Source organism: Lutispora saccharofermentans (assembly GCF_024363565.1).
Taxonomy (GTDB): Bacteria; Bacillota; Clostridia; order Lutisporales; family Lutisporaceae; genus Lutispora; species Lutispora saccharofermentans.
Genome location: NZ_JAJEKE010000001.1, coordinates 300,941 through 320,179, shown reverse-complemented (window position 1 = coordinate 320,179; position 19,239 = coordinate 300,941). Strand labels below are relative to the sequence as shown.

Genomic DNA, 19,239 nt, shown 5'->3' with positions numbered 1-19,239 from the left:
ATAAATCCCCTTTCTATCCTTAGAAGGCTGGAGGGATGAACTCTAAACCATCCTTCTCATCAAAGCCCAAAACTATGTTCATATTCTGTATAGCTTGGCCTGCAGCGCCTTTGACCATATTATCAATAGCGCTTACTATTATCAGCCTGTTGCTTTCATCCTGCATATGCAGGGATATGTCACAAAAGTTAGAGTATTTTACATTTCTTATTGATGCTGTTTCACCGACATTTAATACTCTGACGAAGCTTTCCTTTTCATAGTACTTTTTATATATTTCATATATCTTATCAGCATGTTGTGCTCCATTGAGGGAGCAGTATATCGTTGAGAGTATTCCTCTATTTACCGGCAGAAGATGAGGGACAAAGGTGACTTTGATACAGGTGCCTGCCATTTCGCTGAGGATCTGTTGTATTTCGGGCAGGTGCCGGTGCTCATTTATCTTATAAGGCAATATGTTCTCATTGCATTCGGGAAAATGCGTGGTTTGGGATAATCCTCTGCCGGCTCCCGTTGTTCCGGATTTAGAATCTATTATGATACCATCGGTATCTATGAACTTTTCTTTAAGTGCAGGCATCAGCGCCAATTCGATGCTGGTAGGATAGCAGCCCGGGTTTGCTATTATGTGAGAGCTTTTAATCTTGTTTCTGTTCAATTCGGGCAAGCCATAGACACTCAACGGATGTATATGAGGCTTGGAGAAAGCTTTACCATACCACTTAGAATATTCATTCTCGTCTTGCAATCTGAAGTCTGCACCTAAGTCTATGCAAACCTTGTTTTCTTGAAAGCATTTCTCTGCTATTTCCTCGCTTAAACCATGGGGTAGAGCTGTGAATATGACATCGGATGATGAAACAACCTCTTCTGCGGCGGTGCATTTTAAGGACAGGGCTTTTTTCAGATTGCCATAGATATTTTCTATATGCTGGCCTTCGAAGCTGTTTGAGCTTATAGCGGACAGTTCAACCTTTTTATGATTTAATAGGAGTCTTATAAGTTCAGCTCCTACATATCCTGTAGAGCCGATGATTCCAACCTTAACCATAAGCATTCTCCTTTGCGTAATATAATTAAGTAATGAACATAATTATACACACATATATATAAATATGCAATAAGAAATATTTATTTTTTCAAAAAAGTTTAAAGTTGAATTTCTTTGCCGCATTTGATTAAGCAAGATAATATGGTAAGAGCTGATGCATAGGGTTTTAAGCCATATAAATATTTTGATATAGAAGATGTGTATAAATATTTAAAGGGTGTTATGCAAAACATGAGCATAACACCCTTTAAGTGTTGAACCAGCTTAAGCTATTTCTATCAATAGCTGCCCTGATTTTATTTGCTGGCCTTCTTTAACTAATAGTTTTTCAATTCTACCTGCAATAGGGGCTGATATATTTGTCTCCATTTTCATAGCTTCTATTATTATTAAGCCTTGATTTTCTTTTACTTCATCGCCTTCGTCAACCAAAATTTTAGAAACAATGCCGGGTATTGAAGCACCTATCTCACTGATATTTCCGGGATCAGCCATTAGTGCAGGATCCACTTTATTGGTTTGACCATAAGCCTTATCAAATATCTTTATCTCACGTCTGTTGCCGTTGACCTCAAATACCAAGGTTTTATTGCCTTCCAGATCAGTTTTCTGAACTTCTACCAGCTTTACCATCAGAGTTTTGCCCTCTTCCAATTCTATTTCGCTTGTTTCTCCTTCCTTCAGCCCATAGAAGAATACATGGCTTTCCAGATTGCTGAGATCTCCATACTCATCAATGCTTTTCAAATAGTCCTTATAAACTTTCGGGTATAATGCATAGCTCAGTATATTCCTCATATTGGCCTCATCATGGAGATGCTCCTTTAAGTCAAGAGCAATTTTGTCAAAATCTTCATCCGGCAGTATTTCTCCAGGCCGTTGGGTCAAAGGCTTATCGCCCTTTAAAACAATTTCCTGAAGTTCTTTTGGAAAGCCTCCTACAGGCTGGCCCATCATACCCTTGAAATATGATACTGCTGAATCAGGGTATGTTAGGTTCTTGCCTTTTTCATATATATTTTCTTTGGTCAGATTGTTCTTTACCATAAATATGGCAAGATCTCCAACTACCTTGGAAGAAGGAGTGACCTTTACGATGTCACCCAATAACTCATTGACATCCTTATACATTTCTTTTACTTCATTAAACAAATGCCCCATGCCAAAGCTCTCTACCTGGGATTTAAGGTTGGAATACTGGCCTCCGGGAATCTCATATTTATATATTTCGGTACTGTCGGATTTTAGTCCCGATTCGAAGGGTTCATATATTTTTCTTACATCATGCCAATAATCTGTTAGTTTTTGCATATCATCAGCTATCAAGCCCGTATCCCTATCCGTATATTCCAGAGCGGCAGCAATTGAGTTCAATGCAGGCTGGCTGGTAAGGGCTGCCATTGAGCTGAAGGCTGTATCGGCAATATCTGCTCCGGCTTCGGCTGCCATTAATATAGTTGCTATGCCGTTGCCGCTGGTGTCATGAGTATGAAGGTGTATAGGTAAGGAAACCTCCTGCTTTAAAGCCTTTATCAGCTTGCTTGCCGCATAGGGCTTAAGCAAGCCGGACATATCTTTAATGGCAAGGATATGAGCACCCATTTTTTCTATTTCCTTTGCAGTATTTATATAGTATTGGAGGGAGTACTTATCTCTTTTCTCATCAAGAATATCGCCCGTATAGCACATGGCTGCCTCGGCAATCTTGCCTGTCTTTAACACCTCGTCAATTGCGACCTCCATGCCTTTAAGCCAGTTGAGGGAGTCAAAAATCCTGAATATATCTATTCCGCTGTCGGCAGACTCTTTTATGAAAGCCCTTATTACATTATCGGGATAGTTTGTATAGCCTACTCCGTTTGCTCCTCTGATAAGCATCTGAAATAATAGGTTTGGAATTTTCGACCTCAGGATTTGCAGCCTTCTCCATGGAGATTCCTTTAAAAACCTGTAGGCGACATCAAAGGTGGCTCCGCCCCACATCTCCAGGGAAAAGAGATCTTTTGCCAAAACAGACGTAGCATCCGCAACCTTTACCATATCTTTGGTTCTCATCCTTGTTGCAACAAGGGATTGATGGGCATCTCTGAAGGTAGTATCCGTCAGCAGAAGTTTTTTCTGATCCTTTACCCATTGGATAAGGCCTTCGACGCCCCGTTCATCAAGTATTTGCTTTGTGCCGTATATGGGGACGCTTTTCTCAGTCTTTGGCACCATCGGAATGTCATAATCTCTTTTAGTATCCTTGATTTCATTAACTATTTTTTCTCCTATAAACCTGAGAAGCTTTGTTTCCTTATCCTTCTTGGGCTTGATATGAAAAAGCTCCGGCGTATCATCGATAAAGCCGGTGGTGCAATTGCCGGACAGGAAGGTGGGGTGATTCAATACATTGATAAGAAAGCCGTCATTTGTCTTAACTCCTTTTACCGTCAATTCTTTTATGGAGCGGGAAGCTTTTCTTGCAGCATCCTCGAAGGTTCTTGACCAGGATATTATTTTTACCAATAAGGAGTCATAGTAAGGAGTCACTAAGGAGCCGGTAAAGCCGTTGCCGCCGTCCAGCCTTATTCCGAAGCCCGAGCCTGTTCTGTAATCGTTTATCTTGCCTGTGTCGGGAGCAAAATTGTTTGAAGGGTCTTCAGTGGTAACTCTGCATTGAATTGCATATCCTCTCGTGCTGATGGATTTCTGAGACGGGATGCCTATTTCCTTTGAATGCAGAGGGTATCCCTGCCCGATAAGAATTTGGCTTTGCACGATATCTATGCCTGTAATCATTTCACTAACGGTGTGCTCTACTTGGATTCTGGGATTCATTTCAATAAAGTAATGATTCTGGTTTTTATCCACCAGAAATTCTACCGTGCCAGCGCTTTCATACTTTAAGGCCCCTGCTGTTTTCAAAGCATCCCTGCAGATGCTATCCCGGATTTCTTTGCTTATTGTTATTGCAGGAGCAAACTCTACAATCTTTTGATGCCTTCTTTGTATGGAGCAATCCCTTTCATATAAATGGACGATATTGCCGTGAATATCACCCAACACTTGTACTTCAATATGCTTAGGATCTTCCAAATATTTTTCAATAAAGATATCATCAATTCCAAAGGCTTTTTTCGCTTCATTTCTTGCGCTTCTAAATGCGTTTATCATATCTTTTTCATCATGTACGACTCGCATACCTCGGCCGCCGCCTCCGGCCGCCGCTTTAAGCATGATGGGATAACCGCATGCTTTAGCAAATTCCATTGCTTCTTTTTCATTTTTTAAGGGAGCTTCCGAACCGGGTATAGTTGGGACTCCGGCTTTTTTTGCAAGGCTTTTGGATTTTATTTTATCTCCCAGGCTTTCGATCATATAGCTTTTAGGGCCTAAGAATACTAAGCCTGCATCCTCGCAGCGTTTTGCAAACATAGGATTTTCAGATAAAAAGCCATAACCCGGGTGTATTGCGTCCGCACCCTTTCTCAAAGCCAACTGCACAATATCTTCTATACCGAGATAAGCCTCTATAGGTCCTTTACTTTCGCCTATCAGATAAGACTCATCCGCTTTGGTTCTGAATAAGGCATATTTGTCTTCTTTAGAGTATATGGCTATGGTTCTGATCCCTAATTCCTGACAGGCTCTGAATATTCTTATTGCAATTTCTCCTCTGTTGGCTACAAGTACTTTTTTAAATTTCTTTATCATGGCTTCACATCCTATCATATATATAATTATAAATAAAAATGTATATTAAATCATATTATATAAAAACTAAGCTTTTGGTTTCAAGCATTATTTTTATAACGAATAAAAAAATCAGGGATTCTTTGGCTTGTGCTTTTCATAAAATGAAATTTGCAAAAAAGCCAATTGCCGTGAAAAGCCTGAATTGGGGCCTTTTACTGCATAATTGAAGAAACCGTTATTTCCAAGATGTGATGGATATATATGCTATTTATTCAATAGACTTTTGCTGCGAAAAAATGGATGAAAAAGGTATTAATAAATAACCAATCTGATGGAAGCATTGTAGGAATTCCCACAGATAAGGTATATTGACTTTACATTTCCAATGTGATAAAAATACATTGTTATATAAAATTCTAATTTGATAATGGAGGAAGATAAATGTATGAGGAAATTATCAGATTGGTCAATGTATCTAAAAGCTTTAATGAGCAGCAAGTTTTACAGGATATCAATCTAAGCATCAGCAGAAATGAATTTGTTACTCTTTTGGGACCAAGCGGTTGTGGCAAGACCACTACATTAAGGATTATCGGGGGCTTTGAAATTTCGGACACAGGTGATGTTATTTTTGAAGGAAAAAAGATTAATAATCTTCCTCCCTATAAAAGAAAGCTGAATACAGTATTTCAAAGATACGCCCTATTTACCCACATGGATGTTTATGAAAATATTGCTTTTGGATTAAAGATTAAAAAAATGGACAGCAAAGACATTGACAGAAAGGTAAAGGAAGTTCTTAAGCTGGTCAATTTGAGCGGTTATGAGACTAGAGACATAGATTCTCTAAGCGGAGGGCAGCAGCAGCGCATAGCCATTGCAAGAGCTTTGGTAAATGAGCCACAGGTGCTTTTGCTGGATGAGCCTCTGGGAGCTTTGGACTTAAAGCTTCGAAAGGACATGCAGTTAGAGCTTAAAAAGATTCAGCAGAGCCTGGGCATCACATTTATTTATGTGACCCATGATCAGGAGGAGGCTCTTACGATGTCGGATACCATAGTGGTGATGAATGACGGAAAGATCCAGCAGATTGGAGCTCCTCAAGACATATATAACGAACCCGTCAATGCTTTTGTTGCTGATTTTATCGGGGAAAGCAATATAATTGACGGAGTGATGGTGAAAGATTATTATGTCGAATTCGCTGAAGGCGGATTTGAATGTGTAGATAAAGGATTCCAACCGAATGAAAAGGTTGATGTAGTCATTAGGCCGGAAGATATAAAATTGGTGCCTGTTGATCAAGGCATGATAGAAGGCGTGGTGGAATCGGTCATCTTCAAGGGCGTTCATTATGAAATGCTCATAAATGCAAGAGGCTTGCGATGGATGGTGCACAGCACAATGATGGAGCCTGTGAATACCAAGGTGGGTATGAATGTCATACCTTATGATATTCACATAATGAAGAAGGTGATAGCAGAATGAAAAAGCACCTGCTGGCCTATCCCTATGGATTGTGGATCGTGATATTCACCATAATACCTCTGGCATTGATCGTTTTTTACAGTGTATTCACCACTGATGCTGCGGGTATTCATTTTACTCTGGAGCATTTTAAAAGAGTATTTGAACCAATATATCTTTCAGTATTCCTGCGTTCAATAAAGATTGCCGCCATAAGCACTATAGTGTGCCTGCTGTTGGGCTATCCCATGGCAATGATTCTGGCGGGAAAGAATCTGAGCAAGAAGAGCATTCTGGTCGTTTTATTCGTTATTCCCATGTGGATGAATTTTCTTGCAAGGACCTATGCTTGGATGACCCTGCTGGAGAAAAATGGTCTTATAGCGGCGGCACTGGGCTTTTTCGGCATCAGCGTCCCATCTTTGCTATATACTGAAAATGCAGTAATTCTTGGGATGGTATATAATTTCCTTCCCTTTATGGTTTTGCCGATATATTCGGTATTGGTAAAAATCGATAAAGCTGTATTGGAGGCTGCCGAGGATTTAGGCGCACCTCCCATGACTGTTTTCAGAAGGGTGATATTCCCCTTGAGCCTTCCCGGGGTTTCATCAGGTGTCATAATGGTATTCATGCCGGCATTGACTACCTTTGTAATCTCCAGGCTTTTAGGAGGGGCTCATTTTACTCTTATCGGAAACCTCATTGAGCAGCAGTTCCTGACGACCAGGGATTGGGGCTTTGGAGCTGCTCTTTCGGTAGTGCTTATGCTCATGATAATGTTCAGCATGGGTATTGCCATGAGGTATGAGAAAGAAAACGAGGGGGGCGGCTTGTGGTGAAAACAGCGATAAAAAGAATATATACTTTTTTAATCTTTTTATTTTTGTATGCTCCCATAATAGTTTTGATAATTTTTTCTTTTAACAGCTCAAAATCAAGGGCTCACTGGACCGGCTTCACCCTTAAATGGTATGCGGAGATGTTTCGTGATCAGCAGATTATGACCTCTTTGTACTATACCATTATCATAGCGCTGACAGCTTCTCTCATTGCTACGGTAATAGGCACTGTTGCAGCTATAGGAATACACAATATGAAGAAGCTGCCAAAGGCAATAATGACGAATTTGACTTATTTGCCCGTATTGAATCCCGATATCGTTACGGGGATATCCTTGATGATTCTGTTCATATTGGTGAAGCTTCCGAGAGGTTTTTTTTCTATGCTTTTGGCGCATATCACCTTCAATCTGCCATATGTGATACTATCAGTCATGCCGAAGCTGAAGCAGTTGGACAATCAGGTTTATGACGCTGCATTGGATTTGGGCGCTACTCCCGGATATGCATTTATGAAGGTCATACTGCCCCAGATATCACCCGGTATATTTACCGGATTTTTGCTGGCGATGACTATGTCTATAGATGATTTTGTAATCAGCTTTTTTACAACAGGCCCCGGAGTGTCTAATCTGGCCATAACCATCTATTCTATGGCGAGAAAGGGCGTGAGCCCGAAGATAAATGCGCTCTTAAGCCTTATGTTTGCAGGGGTAATTTTGATGCTTCTGGTGATAAACAATAGAATGTCGAGGGATAATGGAAGGAAGGAGAATGTGGTATGAAGAAAGTATTAAAAAGCTTATTGGTGTTTACTCTTGCAATCTCTATGGTGCTCAGCCTGGCAGGCTGCGGCGGGGAAAAAAAGGTACAGCTCAAGGTCTACAATTGGGGGGATTATATCGATCAATCGGTTATAGGAGATTTTGAGAAGAAGTATAATATTGATGTGGTTTATGATGAATTTGCCACTAACGAAGAAATGTATGCAAAGATCAAAGCAGGCGCCGATGACTATGATATTTTGGTGCCTTCTGATTACGCAATAAAGAGAATGATAGATGAGGATATGCTCTATAAGCTTGATATGAGCAATATACCAAATTATAAATATATAGATGACAGATTTAAGGATCTGGCTTATGATCCTACCAATGAATATTCTGTTCCTTATATGTGGGGAACCGTAGGAATATTGTACAATAAGACCATGGTAAAGGAACCCGTTGACAGCTGGAAGATACTCTGGGATGAAAAATACAGCAAGCAGATTCTGATGCTGGACAGCTTGAGGGATTCTATAGGAATAACCTTGAAAATGATGGGATATTCCTTGAATACAAAGGATGAAAAAGAGCTTAACGAGGCCAAAGAACTGCTGATCAAGCAGAAACCGCTGGTTCTGGCCTATGTAGGCGACGAAGTGAAGGATAAGATGATAGGCGGAGAAGCAGCGCTGGCAGTGGTCTGGTCAGGCGATGCGATCTATATGAAGAGGGAAAACCCGGACCTGGAATATGTTATCCCGAAAGAAGGTTCAAATATATGGTTTGACGCAGTGGTCATACCGAAGTCAAGCCAGCATAAAAAAGAGGCGGAGCTGTTCATCAACTATTTATGCGAGACTGAGGTGGCCTTCAAGAATGCTGATTTTATCGGTTATGCAACACCCCATGTAGAAGCTAAAAAGATGCTTCCTGTAGATTTGACCTCGGACAAATCGGCATATCCGGAAGATGGCGACCTAAAAAACAGTGAAGTATTCGAAGATCTGGCAGGTTCATTGCCCAAGTATGATAGGATATGGACTGAAGTTAAATCCAAATAAGGACAAAAATTTAAGCCGCAACATGAATAGAAACAGTTTTCATATAATATCTTGATATTGAATAATAAATCAATATGGAGTGGTGTGTATGACTATTTATATTGTTAAAAGCGGTGATACCTTATGGAGGATTTCCAGGACTTATAATGTAAGCATAGACAGCATAGTTGAAACCAATGGAATAAAAGATCCAAACAGGCTTATAATAGGTCAATCACTGGTAATACCCACACCCGATAATGTGCACGTAGTAAAAGCGGGCGAAACCCTGTGGCAAATATCCAGAATGTACAATGTATCAATCCCTGATATACTCGGAGAGAATAATATACCCAATCCAAATCTCATATATGTAGGGCAAAGAATCGTGATTCCGAAACCCGCTATAGAGGTAAACGGATACCTGACAGAAACCGGACCTGTGGGAGTGGGCATATTGGAAGGAACGGGAGATTATCTTACTTATTTTGCCATGTTTAGCTATCGCATAACAGCAGGAGGAGATCTGACGATGCTGGATGATGCTTCTGTGATTGATGCGGCAAGATCAAAAGGCGTGATCCCGTTGATGTGCTTGACAAATTTTGAGGGAAGAGGATTCAGCTCAGATTTGGCTCATACTTTTCTTTCAAGTCCGGCCGTACAGGAAAGGGCATTGTCTAATATAGTAAATACAATGAAGGAAAAGGGATATCAAGGCTTAAATATTGACTTTGAATATGTCTATCCGCAAGATAGAGAGCTCTATAATGCTTTCTTGCAGCGAGCTGCAGATAGGATGCATGCAAATGGCTTTTCCATATCGACGGCATTGGCCCCAAAGGTCAGAGCCGATCAGCCGGGATTGCTGTATGAAGCCCATGATTATCCCGCACACGGACGTATTGTAGATTTTGTTGTGCTTATGACCTACGAATGGGGTTGGGCAGGCGGGCCTCCCTGGGCCATAGCTCCCATAAATGAAGTGAGAAGAGTGCTGGATTATGCAGTGACTGTAATACCCAGAAACAAGATACTGATGGGAATACCGCTGTACGGCAGGGATTGGAAGCTTCCATACGTAGCCGGAACCACCATTGCCGAGACGGTGAGCTATAATGAAGCCATAGATAGAGCTTTGCGGCACGGAGTTCCAATTCAGTATAATACTGTGTATCAATCTCCATTTTATAGATATTGGGACGAATCAGGAGCGGAGCACGAGGTATGGTTTGACGATGCCCGAAGTTATCAGGCGAAATACGATACCATCAGGCAATATGGTTTGAGAGGCGCCAGCTATTGGGCATTAAACCTTCAAACCCCTCCGAACTGGCCTGTGCTGGTTGGCAATTTCAGAGTATTGAAATATTGATTGTAATAGGTTGCGCATCCTACAGGTGCGCAACTTATTTTTTAAAATATATATGTTTGATAGCCGAATTTCTTTATGTTATCCTATTGAAGGGAAACACTAGATTTACAAAATATAAATAATGCGACAAAAGAGGAGACGGAAACCACTGAAAGACACGGAACTTTTCACGAAGAAACACGGGAGGATTTTTTATTTATCATTTTGATTTTCTAAAGGTTTTTGTTAATTATACGAGTTTCTCCTTTTATTGACTGATGTTCTATAGCTTTTAAGAGCTGACTGCTATCATTGGGGTATTCCGCTATAATCTAAATCAATAATTACACGTAACTTTGATATTATAAAAAATTCGGTGATTTTTTGTGAAGTTTCAGTGACTTTTCGTGTTTGCCGTTCCCATCGCATTTTTTAAATTAGCCGAATTAAATTGAAATAAGACTGTTAATGATGAGGTGATCAATTGGATAGCGTAAAAGGACCGGGCTGCAAGACATTGCTGCCTGATAATGAATTAAAGCCCTTAGAAGAAATAGAAAAGAGCATAATAAAGAGGTACAGGAAATATTTGTGGTCAAAATTTATTAAAGCAATAAAGGATTTCAGGCTCATAGAGGAAGGCGACAAGATTGCCGTAGCTATCTCAGGCGGTAAGGACAGCATCCTTATGGCCAAGCTTTTTCAGGAACTGCAGCGTTACGGTGATATGAAGATAGAATTGGAATTCATAGTAGCAGATCCGGGCTATCATCAGCAAATAAAAAAGCTTATGCTGGAAAACTGCGAATATTTGAATATACCCGTTAAAGTTTTTGATTCAGGCATCTTTAAAATAGTTGATAAGATTGCCCAGGATTACCCCTGCTATATGTGTGCCAAAATGCGAAGGGGGGCTTTGTATTCCAAAGCTCAGGAGCTGGGATGCAATAAGCTGGCATTGGGCCATCACTTTAACGATGTAATAGAGACAACGATGATGAATATTCTCTATACCGGCAGCTTCAAGACCATGCTGCCGAAGCTCAGATCTACAAATTTCAGAGGGCTTGAGCTGATAAGGCCCATGTATTATATAGAAGAGAAGCACATAGAGCGCTTTACCCGGAGCAGCGGGATAACCCCTCTCAACTGTGCCTGCATGGTGGCAGCGGAGAGGACAGGGAACAAGCGGTATGAAGTTAAGGATTTGATAAAGGAGCTCAGCGGGAAAATAGATAATTTAGAGGTAAATATTATGAGAGCAACTCAAAATGTAAATATGGAAGCAATCCTGGGCTGGCAAAAAGGACGAGAGCGCTTTTCCTACCTGGATTTTTATGATGAATGATTTATCACTGAACTAACCCGCTCTAAGACCCCCGCCTCTATGGGCGGCGGGTGCCAAGAGCGGCTAAGTCCAGTATGGACTCGACTAACATTCAGTGGGGGTTGAATCCCCCTCTGAATGAAGTCTCGTTCAATATATATGAGGATTGGCATTGAGAGCCGATCCTCTTTTTGATATGATGGGAATATATAGCTTTTAAAGGTGATATTATACTAAGGAGGACAATTAAAAAAGTTTGGATATAAAATAAATTATGGGAGGGCTATTTATGCGCTTTATGATAAAGCAGAAGTTTTTTTCTTTTGGCGATAATTTTACAATAGATGATGAGATGGGCAATCCTCATTATCAGGTGCGAGGAAAAGTATTTTCCTTTGGAGATAAGCTGCGGATATATGATATGCAGGGAAATGAGCTGGTTTATATTGAACAAAAGCTGTTCAAGCTGCTTCCCGAATATACTATCTATTATAATGGAAGCCCTGCTGCAAGGGTAAAAAAGGAATTTACCTTCTTCAAACCAAGATTCAATATAGAAAGCTTTATAGGAAATTACACCATTGAGGGCAACTACTGGGGCATGGATTTTGACATAGTAAAGGACGGATGTATTGCTGCACAAGTATCCAAGAAGTGGTTTACATTCAGAGACACCTATGGAGTGGATATAGCAGAAGGAGAGAATTCCGCCTTTATATTAGCCCTGGTCATCGTTATAGATCAAGTCATACATGACAATAATCATAATAACGGTTAAAAAAATTGGTTTATCACTGCTTGAAAGTGAGCAATGGATTATTTACAATAATAGTTGAAAGGGACAATAATTCTGATAATTGGCTTTATGGCAAATAAAATCATAAATGGAGGGGTTAGTATATGGCACGCATAGTTGAATGTGTTCCAAATTTCAGTGAGGGCAGGAACAAGGAAGTGATAGAAGCCATCGTTGATGAAGTAAGAAGGGTAAATGGAGTAAAGCTGCTGGACTACTCACCGGATGAGGATCACAACAGGACGGTGGTGACTTTTGTAGGAGATCCTGAAAATGTTAAGATAGCTGCTTTTAATCTGGCAAAGAAAGCTTCAGAGCTCATAGATATGAGAGTACATAAGGGCGGGCATCCAAGAATGGGGGCAACGGATGTAATGCCTTTTATACCCGTATCCGATGTAGCTATGGCGGATTGCATAGAGATTGCCAGGGAGGTAGGAAAGAGAATAGGCGAGGAATTGGGAATCCCTGTTTATCTATATGAAGATGCTGCATCTGCCGATTATAGGAAAAACTTGGCAGATGTAAGGAGAGGTCAGTATGAAGGCTTCTTTGATAAGATCAGGCAGCAGGAATGGAAACCGGACTTTGGTCCCGATGAAATGAATGCAAAATCAGGAGCTACGGCTGTAGGTGCCAGGGTGCCCCTTGTTGCCTTTAATGTGAATCTTGGGACTTCAAATATTGAGATTGCGGACAAGATCGCTAAAACTGTGAGGTTTTTAGGCGGCGGTCTCAGATTCGTAAAGGCAATGGGAGTGAAGCTTGAAGAGAGAAATATAGTTCAGGTTTCGATGAACCTTGTTAATTATGAAAAGACGGCAGTGTACAGGGCTTATGAGATGGTCAAGATGGAAGCTCAGCGCTATGGTGTACCGGTGGTGGGCACTGAGGTAATAGGCTTATTGCCTATGAAGGCTCTCATTGATTGTGCCGAATACTATTTGCAAATTGAAGACTTCAGTATTGATCAGGTGCTGGAAAAGAGAATTGTAGAGTAACATTTGAACAAAAGGGGGCCTGGCGATTATATGTTGCAGGAATTTAAAAAATTTGCTCTAAAGGGGAATGTATTGGATTTAGCTATAGGCGTAATAATAGGAGGAGCCTTTGGCAAAATCGTTACTTCTTTGGTCAATGATGTTTTGATGCCTATCATCGGGCTGCTTTTAGGCGGAGTCGATTTTTCGGGTTTGGAGATCTCCATAGGTGATGCTGCCATCAAGTATGGCGCTTTTATTCAGAGCATTGTAGATTTTCTTATCATTACTTTTTCCATATTTCTGTTTATAAAAGCTGTCACCAGGTTTAAGAAGAAGGAAGAGGAAAAACCTTCAGCACCTCCGGCGGAGGAAGTGCTTCTGACAGAGATCAGAGATATTTTGAGAGATCATAGATAGAACAGGAAGTGCAGATTGAGATTGGATTATATAAATATTATGGATATCCCCGGGATAAAGATTGGGAATGCTCAGGACTTTGACGGGGGAACCGGGTGCACCGTTATTCTGTGCAGCAATGGCGGCACCGGAGGAGTGGATGTGAGAGGCGGAGCCCCGGGAACTCGAGAGACAGATTTGCTCAATCCTATGAACTTGGTTGACAAAGTCCATGGAATATTGCTGGCTGGGGGAAGCGCCTTCGGATTGGATGCCGCTGCCGGTGTTATGGAGTATCTGGAGGAAAGAGGAATTGGCTATGATGTGGGCGTGACCAAGGTTCCCATAGTTGCGGGGGCAGTTCTTTTTGACCTCGCGGCAGGGGATTCCAAGTGCAGGCCTGATAAAAAAATGGGTTATGAAGCTTGTCTTAATTCCGAAGCGGGCAAGTTCTCAGAAGGCAGTGCGGGCGCAGGCACCGGCGCCACTGTGGGAAAAATCCTGGGAATGGATAAGGCCATGAAGGGCGGCTTGGGCGTTTTTTGCATCAAAACAGACCGGCTGTATGTAGGAGCTGTTGTGGCAGTAAATTGCCTGGGCGATGTGATTGACCCGGAAACAGGCAAAATATTGGCAGGGGCATATTCCTATAAGGATAAAATGTTTATAAACACTGAAATGGCTATGATGGAGAGCTTAAAAAAAGAGAATAATCCCTTTACCGGGAATACAACCATAGGTGCTGTCATCACCAACGGAAGGCTGACCAAGGCAGGAGCAAATAAGGTTGCTTCCATGGCTCACAATGGCTATGCGAGAAGTATAAGACCCGCTCATACCATGCATGACGGAGATACCATATTCACATTGGCAACAGGTGAGGTGGATGCTGATGTAAATCAAATAGGAGTATTGGCAGCAAAGGCAGTGGAGCAGGCTGTAGTGAACGGAGTAAGAAAGGCCTCGGAGCTGTACGGCATAAAATCATTTTTACAGCTATGATCATGTAGTAAAGGTATGTATTGCCTCCCTATATAGATGCAATACATACCTTTTTTAGTAATCAGAGTATACTGAGGTATAGCCCCAGAGTATATGGCAATGCCTTTTGTTCATAGTGGTGAAGCATTGATAATAATGGATATGCCCGCCTTCTACCTCAATATTGGGCCCGGTGATCAATGAATAGTAGTGGACATGACCCTGGACTTCTTCTGCATATCCTGAAAAGTAGTGGCTATGGCCATCAAAATCCGGGTTTTTGCTTGAAGTGCCTGAATATTTGTGCATGTGGGCAAATACTTTATTTGTAGTGCCTTCGAATTCGTGGAGATGCAATTTTTTGTACATAAAAATCACCTCATATTATATTTATGCTGCAGAGGCGAAAAAGTGAGAGGATGTGAAATAATTTTGAACCATATAAGACAGATAATGAAAGGCTTAATCCAAGATAAAGCATTTTATAAAGATCTTGCAAGCATTGCGGCACCCATAATAATTCAAAACTTTATAAGCACATCCTTAAATACGGTGGATACGGTTATGATTGGGATGGTTGGAGAAACTCAGATTGCAGCTGTAGGAATAGCAAATCAGTTCTTTATGCTGTTCAGCATGTTTTTATTTGGAATATGCAGCGGCAGCGGTATATTTATATCACAATTCTGGGGTAAAAAAGATACGGAGAATATTAAGCATGTAGTGGGAATAGAAATTTTTTCTACTCTTACAGTGTCTGCAGTATTTACTTTAGCAGCTTTATTCTCTTCAGTGAATATAATAGGAATATTTAACAAGGATGCAGAGGTTCTTTTATATGGCAGCAGCTATCTAAGGCTTGTGAGCATAAGCTATGCTTTTACTGCTGTGACCTTCTGCTTCAGCTTTGCATTAAGGTGTACGGAAAAAGCGGTGTATCCGATGATAGTCAGTGCTGTTGCACTCCTGGGAAATACGTTTTTGAATTATGTATTTATCTTCGGACATTTTGGATTTGAAGCTATGGGGGTGGAAGGGGCCGCATTGGCAACAGTTATTGCCAGGTTTATTGAAGCAGCCTTGATAGTTGCAATAGTGTATAGGAAAAATAAAATTTTAGCCCCTAACTTAAAAGATATATTTATTATAAATGGTGTTTTCTTTAAAAAAATTTATAGAACCACTGTTCCCGTATTGCTCAATGAAGTGTGCTGGGGTTTAGCCTTTGTCATATATTCCGTAGCATATGGCCGTATAGGAAAAGAAGCTATTGCTTCCATACAAATAAGCAACACGGTACAGAACTTGTTTATGATCCTTTGCTTCGGAATGGCCAATGCTTCAGGAGTAATGATTGGAAAGAGAATTGGTGCAGGAGATGAAGGGGAAGGAAGGGATTATGCCCACAGATTTGCTATGCTATCCATCTTCACAGGTATTTTTATCGGATTCATGGTTCTTGTAAGCGGGCCTCTTATATTAGGGTTTTTTAATGTTTCCCAGAGAGTATTGATAGATTCCTATCAAATAATAAAGATAAATTCCTTGATAATGCCTCTCAGGGTTTTCAATATAGTTATTATTGTTGGGATACTTAGAGGAGGGGGAGATGCCAAACATGCCTTCATTATTGAAGCCTCCACAATGTGGTTTATTGGCGTGCCCTTAGCCTTTGCGGGAGCCATTTTGTTCAAACTGCCCATATATTGGGTAGTCGCATTGACCACCCTTGAAGAAGCAGGCAAGTTTATATTCTGCATGTATAGGCTGGTTTCGGGCAAATGGCTCAATAATCTAGTCAAGAATTTTTGATTTATAATATGATAAGAGCAGATCGACCATTCTTCCATAGCTTTTTACTCCGTCCTTTTGGTTATTTGCTTTCAGGTATGTATTATTGAGCCTGGTAGAGGTTCTTTCTATCGGACCCTCGAATTTTTTCCAATAAGCATTGATGTCCGCCAGGTCCCTCTCAAGGCCTGGATTATACTCCTCAGCCAGCTCAAGGGCTTTGTCTTTATCAACTCCATGTAATGCATTTATAGAATGGATAAGGGCAAGGATGGTGCCCGAGTATTTGTATTCTATATCAGGGCTAGCCATACAGGCTAGAAAAGAAATAAAATTCGCTTCATCCTCCCTGGCGTAGCCTCTCTGATGAGCCATTTCGTGGGCTATAGTGCTGGGAAGCGTGACCTCAGGCAGATCGCCGTTCACATTTGCTTCAATCGTAAATGGGAAAAAAATGCCTGCTATTCCTGCATAGGACATCAGCTTTGAGCCTAAAACTATTTTAGGCTTTCCATAATTGCCCTCAAGCATGGGGTATTGGGAGGATATGCTTTCATAACCCAGATGAGCTCTTGATATAGTGATATTTTTATTCTGGGACAGCTTCATGACTCCTCCAGAGTCTTCTTTTATTTTATCCCTATAGCTGTTGGCCTCTTTGATCAGATAATTGCACAGCTTTCTCAGATCCTCTGCGGTATGATCTTCCGTATCCAGATTTGCAAATTGGGAAAGAGGCATCCTATAGTAATTTAAGCCCCATAGCATTACAAACAGGAATAATAAAATGCTGAGGGCGGCAATCATCTGAGCTATGGTTTTTGATAGCAGCTCTTTATTTTTTAGAAACAATGCCCTGGCTAAAGCGAAGAGCTTAAGCACTACCCAAGCTATAAATGTATAAAAAAGCAATTCGCCCAGAGACAAAAAAGCAACGCCGGTGATTTTGCTCAGCGGCTGGCTTATATATCTATATACTCCCAGAGAGTAGAGGTCTTCTACTGCCTGGGGCGAAGCCTTAGCCAGGGAGACAAGGATAAAGGATATGGGGATTAAAACAGCAAACCAAAACATATTTCTGTATTCCTCCAAAAAGAGCATCATTAAAATATATTATACCCGATTTGAGAACGTGTCAAAATATATTATAAGATAAAAAGAAACAGTTTATAAAGTGCTTGATGGCACATAATATAGAAGAACATTACATCGGCTAACCGGTGATGTATAGATTTGTTACGCGAGGGAGAAATAATAAATGGCAAATAGAAAACCTCCGAAAATGTCGGAACGTCAATCTCTTTGCAATTTAGCTGTCGTTTTGGCATTCCTTATGCTTTCCTTTGCCTTGACATACAGTTCGCTTTATGTTCAACCGTGGGATAATTTGGAGGCATGGAGGCAGAGCGATACATATTCCATAATGATGAATTATATTAAAAACGGCATTGACATTTTTCGTCCGCAGGTTAATTATGACGGAGCCGGTCCGAACATCATTCAGCTTGAGCTGCAAATTTTACCCGCTCTTGGCGTAATCACTTGCAACCTCTACAATAAAGTAACTCCTGCTGTCCCCCGGCTGATCAGCTTGATGTTTTTCTATGGTTCGGCGATTTTTGTCTATTTGATCGGGAAGAAACTGATGCATACGCTTTCTGCTTTCACTGCAATGTTTGTTTATATGTTCCTGCCGATTACCATGTCATTTTCGCGGGCTATCATGCCGGAAACCTGCGCACTATTCTTTTTGTGCGGCGGGATATTTTTTCTTGCAGATTGGTTTCTTTGCGAGCAAACAGACGAGAAATGTCCATTTTGGCTGTCTGCGGTGTTTTTTGCTTTTGCTATCATGGAAAAACTGCCGATTATGTTTATCGGCGTTCTGATATTAGCTGTGATGGCAATGAAATATCAATATTCCATGTTCCGGAAACTTCATGTTTACGCTTATGCGGCGGTCACCCTTCTTCCATCTGCCATATACTATGCAATTGTTGCACGGTTTTCGGAATTTAAGATGGTCAATAATCTTGCTGTAAAGCATGCGTTTACATGGGAGATATTTTCATTGCTAGCTCCGAGCTCCGCAGAATTTTTCAAAGAAAGCTTGCCCGGATCATTTGGAAACCTTGTGATTCTGATTGCGATAGCAGGATTTATTTGCACGTTTAAGAAAGAGAAATCACGGCTGTTTCTTTTGTTTTTGGCAGCATCGTTTATTTTGGAATGCACAACGATTGTTGCCATGATAAAACTTCAATATTATCTGATCTTTATTGCACCAACGATTGCGCTTCTGTGCGGCACAGCAGTGGATGAACTGTTTCGATTAGGCAGAACCCAAAGCTTCGGATTGGTTTTTGTTGTTTGCATCGTAACATTTGCGCTGGGAAATGCAACACTGAAAAGGACAGCAAAAACCAACGAATATATTTCAAAATTGGGAAGCTTTATCGCCGAAAATACTGAGACTTCTGCCGTCATCGCTGTTGATCGGATGTGTACTGATATCTTTGCGGCGGCAGATCGGAACGGATACCGCGCAAATATCAAATACTATGAATATATCCCACAAGAGCCTATACAAGAAGTGCAGTACTTTATTGAGCATGGAGTTGATTATTTTGTCTTAACAGGCGAGACAACGAAGGCGGATGAGCGATATCGAAAGCATCTTTCAGACAATTTTATGGTACACACCGCCAGCAGCGAATGTGTGATCTATGACTTGCGAAAGAAAAGATAGTGCATGGAGTATAA

Annotated in this window: 16 protein-coding genes; 12 read left to right on the top strand and 4 right to left on the bottom strand. The window is 40.9% G+C overall.

The window, feature by feature from the left end; genetic code table 11:
* Positions 1-19: 19 nt before the first annotated feature.
* Both argC and LJD61_RS01585 read right to left on the bottom strand, forming a co-directional pair.
* Entirely contained in the window at positions 20-1,054 is a 1,035-nt protein-coding gene (gene argC / locus LJD61_RS01590; RefSeq protein WP_255225735.1) for an N-acetyl-gamma-glutamyl-phosphate reductase, read from the bottom strand.
* Positions 1,055-1,318: 264 nt separating this feature from the next.
* On the bottom strand, positions 1,319-4,747 hold the full coding sequence (locus LJD61_RS01585) for a pyruvate carboxylase (protein WP_408614671.1): 3,429 nt from the start codon (positions 4,745-4,747) through the stop codon (positions 1,319-1,321).
* 426 nt (positions 4,748-5,173) lie between these two features.
* Between LJD61_RS01585 and potA the strand changes: the two genes are divergently transcribed.
* The 10 genes from potA (at position 5,174) to LJD61_RS01535 (ending at position 14,706) form a co-directional block, all read left to right on the top strand.
* Positions 5,174-6,220, top strand: coding sequence for a spermidine/putrescine ABC transporter ATP-binding protein (gene potA, locus LJD61_RS01580; protein ID WP_255225733.1), 1,047 nt, complete (start codon positions 5,174-5,176; stop codon positions 6,218-6,220).
* A complete protein-coding gene (locus LJD61_RS01575; RefSeq protein WP_255225732.1) occupies positions 6,217-7,041 on the top strand; it encodes an ABC transporter permease in 825 nt (274 codons plus the stop codon). Before potA ends, LJD61_RS01575 begins: the two co-directional genes overlap by 4 nt.
* A complete protein-coding gene (locus LJD61_RS01570) occupies positions 7,035-7,826 on the top strand; it encodes an ABC transporter permease (protein WP_255225731.1) in 792 nt (263 codons plus the stop codon). The genes LJD61_RS01575 and LJD61_RS01570 overlap by 7 nt, the downstream gene beginning before the upstream one ends.
* Positions 7,823-8,869 (top strand): ABC transporter substrate-binding protein, encoded by a 1,047-nt coding sequence (locus LJD61_RS01565; protein WP_255225730.1) that lies wholly within the window; start codon positions 7,823-7,825, stop codon positions 8,867-8,869. Before LJD61_RS01570 ends, LJD61_RS01565 begins: the two co-directional genes overlap by 4 nt.
* 88 nt (positions 8,870-8,957) lie before the next feature.
* Positions 8,958-10,223 (top strand): LysM peptidoglycan-binding domain-containing protein, encoded by a 1,266-nt coding sequence (locus tag LJD61_RS01560; protein WP_255225729.1) that lies wholly within the window; start codon positions 8,958-8,960, stop codon positions 10,221-10,223.
* A gap of 463 nt (positions 10,224-10,686) precedes the next feature.
* Positions 10,687-11,550, top strand: coding sequence for a tRNA 2-thiocytidine biosynthesis TtcA family protein (locus LJD61_RS01555; RefSeq protein ID WP_255225728.1), 864 nt, complete (start codon positions 10,687-10,689; stop codon positions 11,548-11,550).
* Positions 11,551-11,818: 268 nt separating this feature from the next.
* Entirely contained in the window at positions 11,819-12,307 is a 489-nt protein-coding gene (locus LJD61_RS01550) for an LURP-one-related/scramblase family protein (protein WP_255225727.1), read from the top strand.
* A 122-nt stretch (positions 12,308-12,429) separates the two neighbouring features.
* Positions 12,430-13,326 carry a glutamate formimidoyltransferase gene (gene ftcD, locus LJD61_RS01545; protein ID WP_255225726.1) on the top strand — a complete coding sequence of 299 codons (897 nt, stop codon included), beginning with the start codon at positions 12,430-12,432 and terminating at the stop codon, positions 13,324-13,326.
* 30 nt (positions 13,327-13,356) lie between these two features.
* Complete coding sequence (gene mscL, locus LJD61_RS01540; protein WP_255225725.1) at positions 13,357-13,725, top strand: large conductance mechanosensitive channel protein MscL; 369 nt, start codon at positions 13,357-13,359, stop codon at positions 13,723-13,725.
* A gap of 21 nt (positions 13,726-13,746) precedes the next feature.
* Positions 13,747-14,706 carry a P1 family peptidase gene (locus LJD61_RS01535; protein ID WP_255226009.1) on the top strand — a complete coding sequence of 320 codons (960 nt, stop codon included), beginning with the start codon at positions 13,747-13,749 and terminating at the stop codon, positions 14,704-14,706.
* 54 nt (positions 14,707-14,760) lie between these two features.
* Here the strand turns inward: LJD61_RS01535 and LJD61_RS01530 are convergent, their stop codons facing one another.
* Positions 14,761-15,054 (bottom strand): YmaF family protein, encoded by a 294-nt coding sequence (locus LJD61_RS01530; protein WP_255225724.1) that lies wholly within the window; start codon positions 15,052-15,054, stop codon positions 14,761-14,763.
* 63 nt (positions 15,055-15,117) lie between these two features.
* Here LJD61_RS01530 and LJD61_RS01525 point away from each other — a divergent pair, with 63 nt between their 5' ends.
* Positions 15,118-16,497 carry an MATE family efflux transporter gene (locus tag LJD61_RS01525; RefSeq protein ID WP_255225723.1) on the top strand — a complete coding sequence of 460 codons (1,380 nt, stop codon included), beginning with the start codon at positions 15,118-15,120 and terminating at the stop codon, positions 16,495-16,497.
* On the opposite strand, the gene LJD61_RS01520 is transcribed toward LJD61_RS01525, so the two are convergent.
* Complete coding sequence (locus tag LJD61_RS01520) at positions 16,480-17,550, bottom strand: DUF3810 domain-containing protein (RefSeq protein ID WP_255225722.1); 1,071 nt, start codon at positions 17,548-17,550, stop codon at positions 16,480-16,482. The genes LJD61_RS01525 and LJD61_RS01520 overlap by 18 nt on opposite strands.
* Before the next feature lie 184 nt (positions 17,551-17,734).
* Between LJD61_RS01520 and LJD61_RS01515 the strand changes: the two genes are divergently transcribed.
* Positions 17,735-19,225: an ArnT family glycosyltransferase gene (locus LJD61_RS01515; protein WP_255225721.1), complete on the top strand. Its 1,491-nt coding sequence runs from the start codon at positions 17,735-17,737 to the stop codon at positions 19,223-19,225.
* Positions 19,226-19,239: the final 14 nt, after the last annotated feature.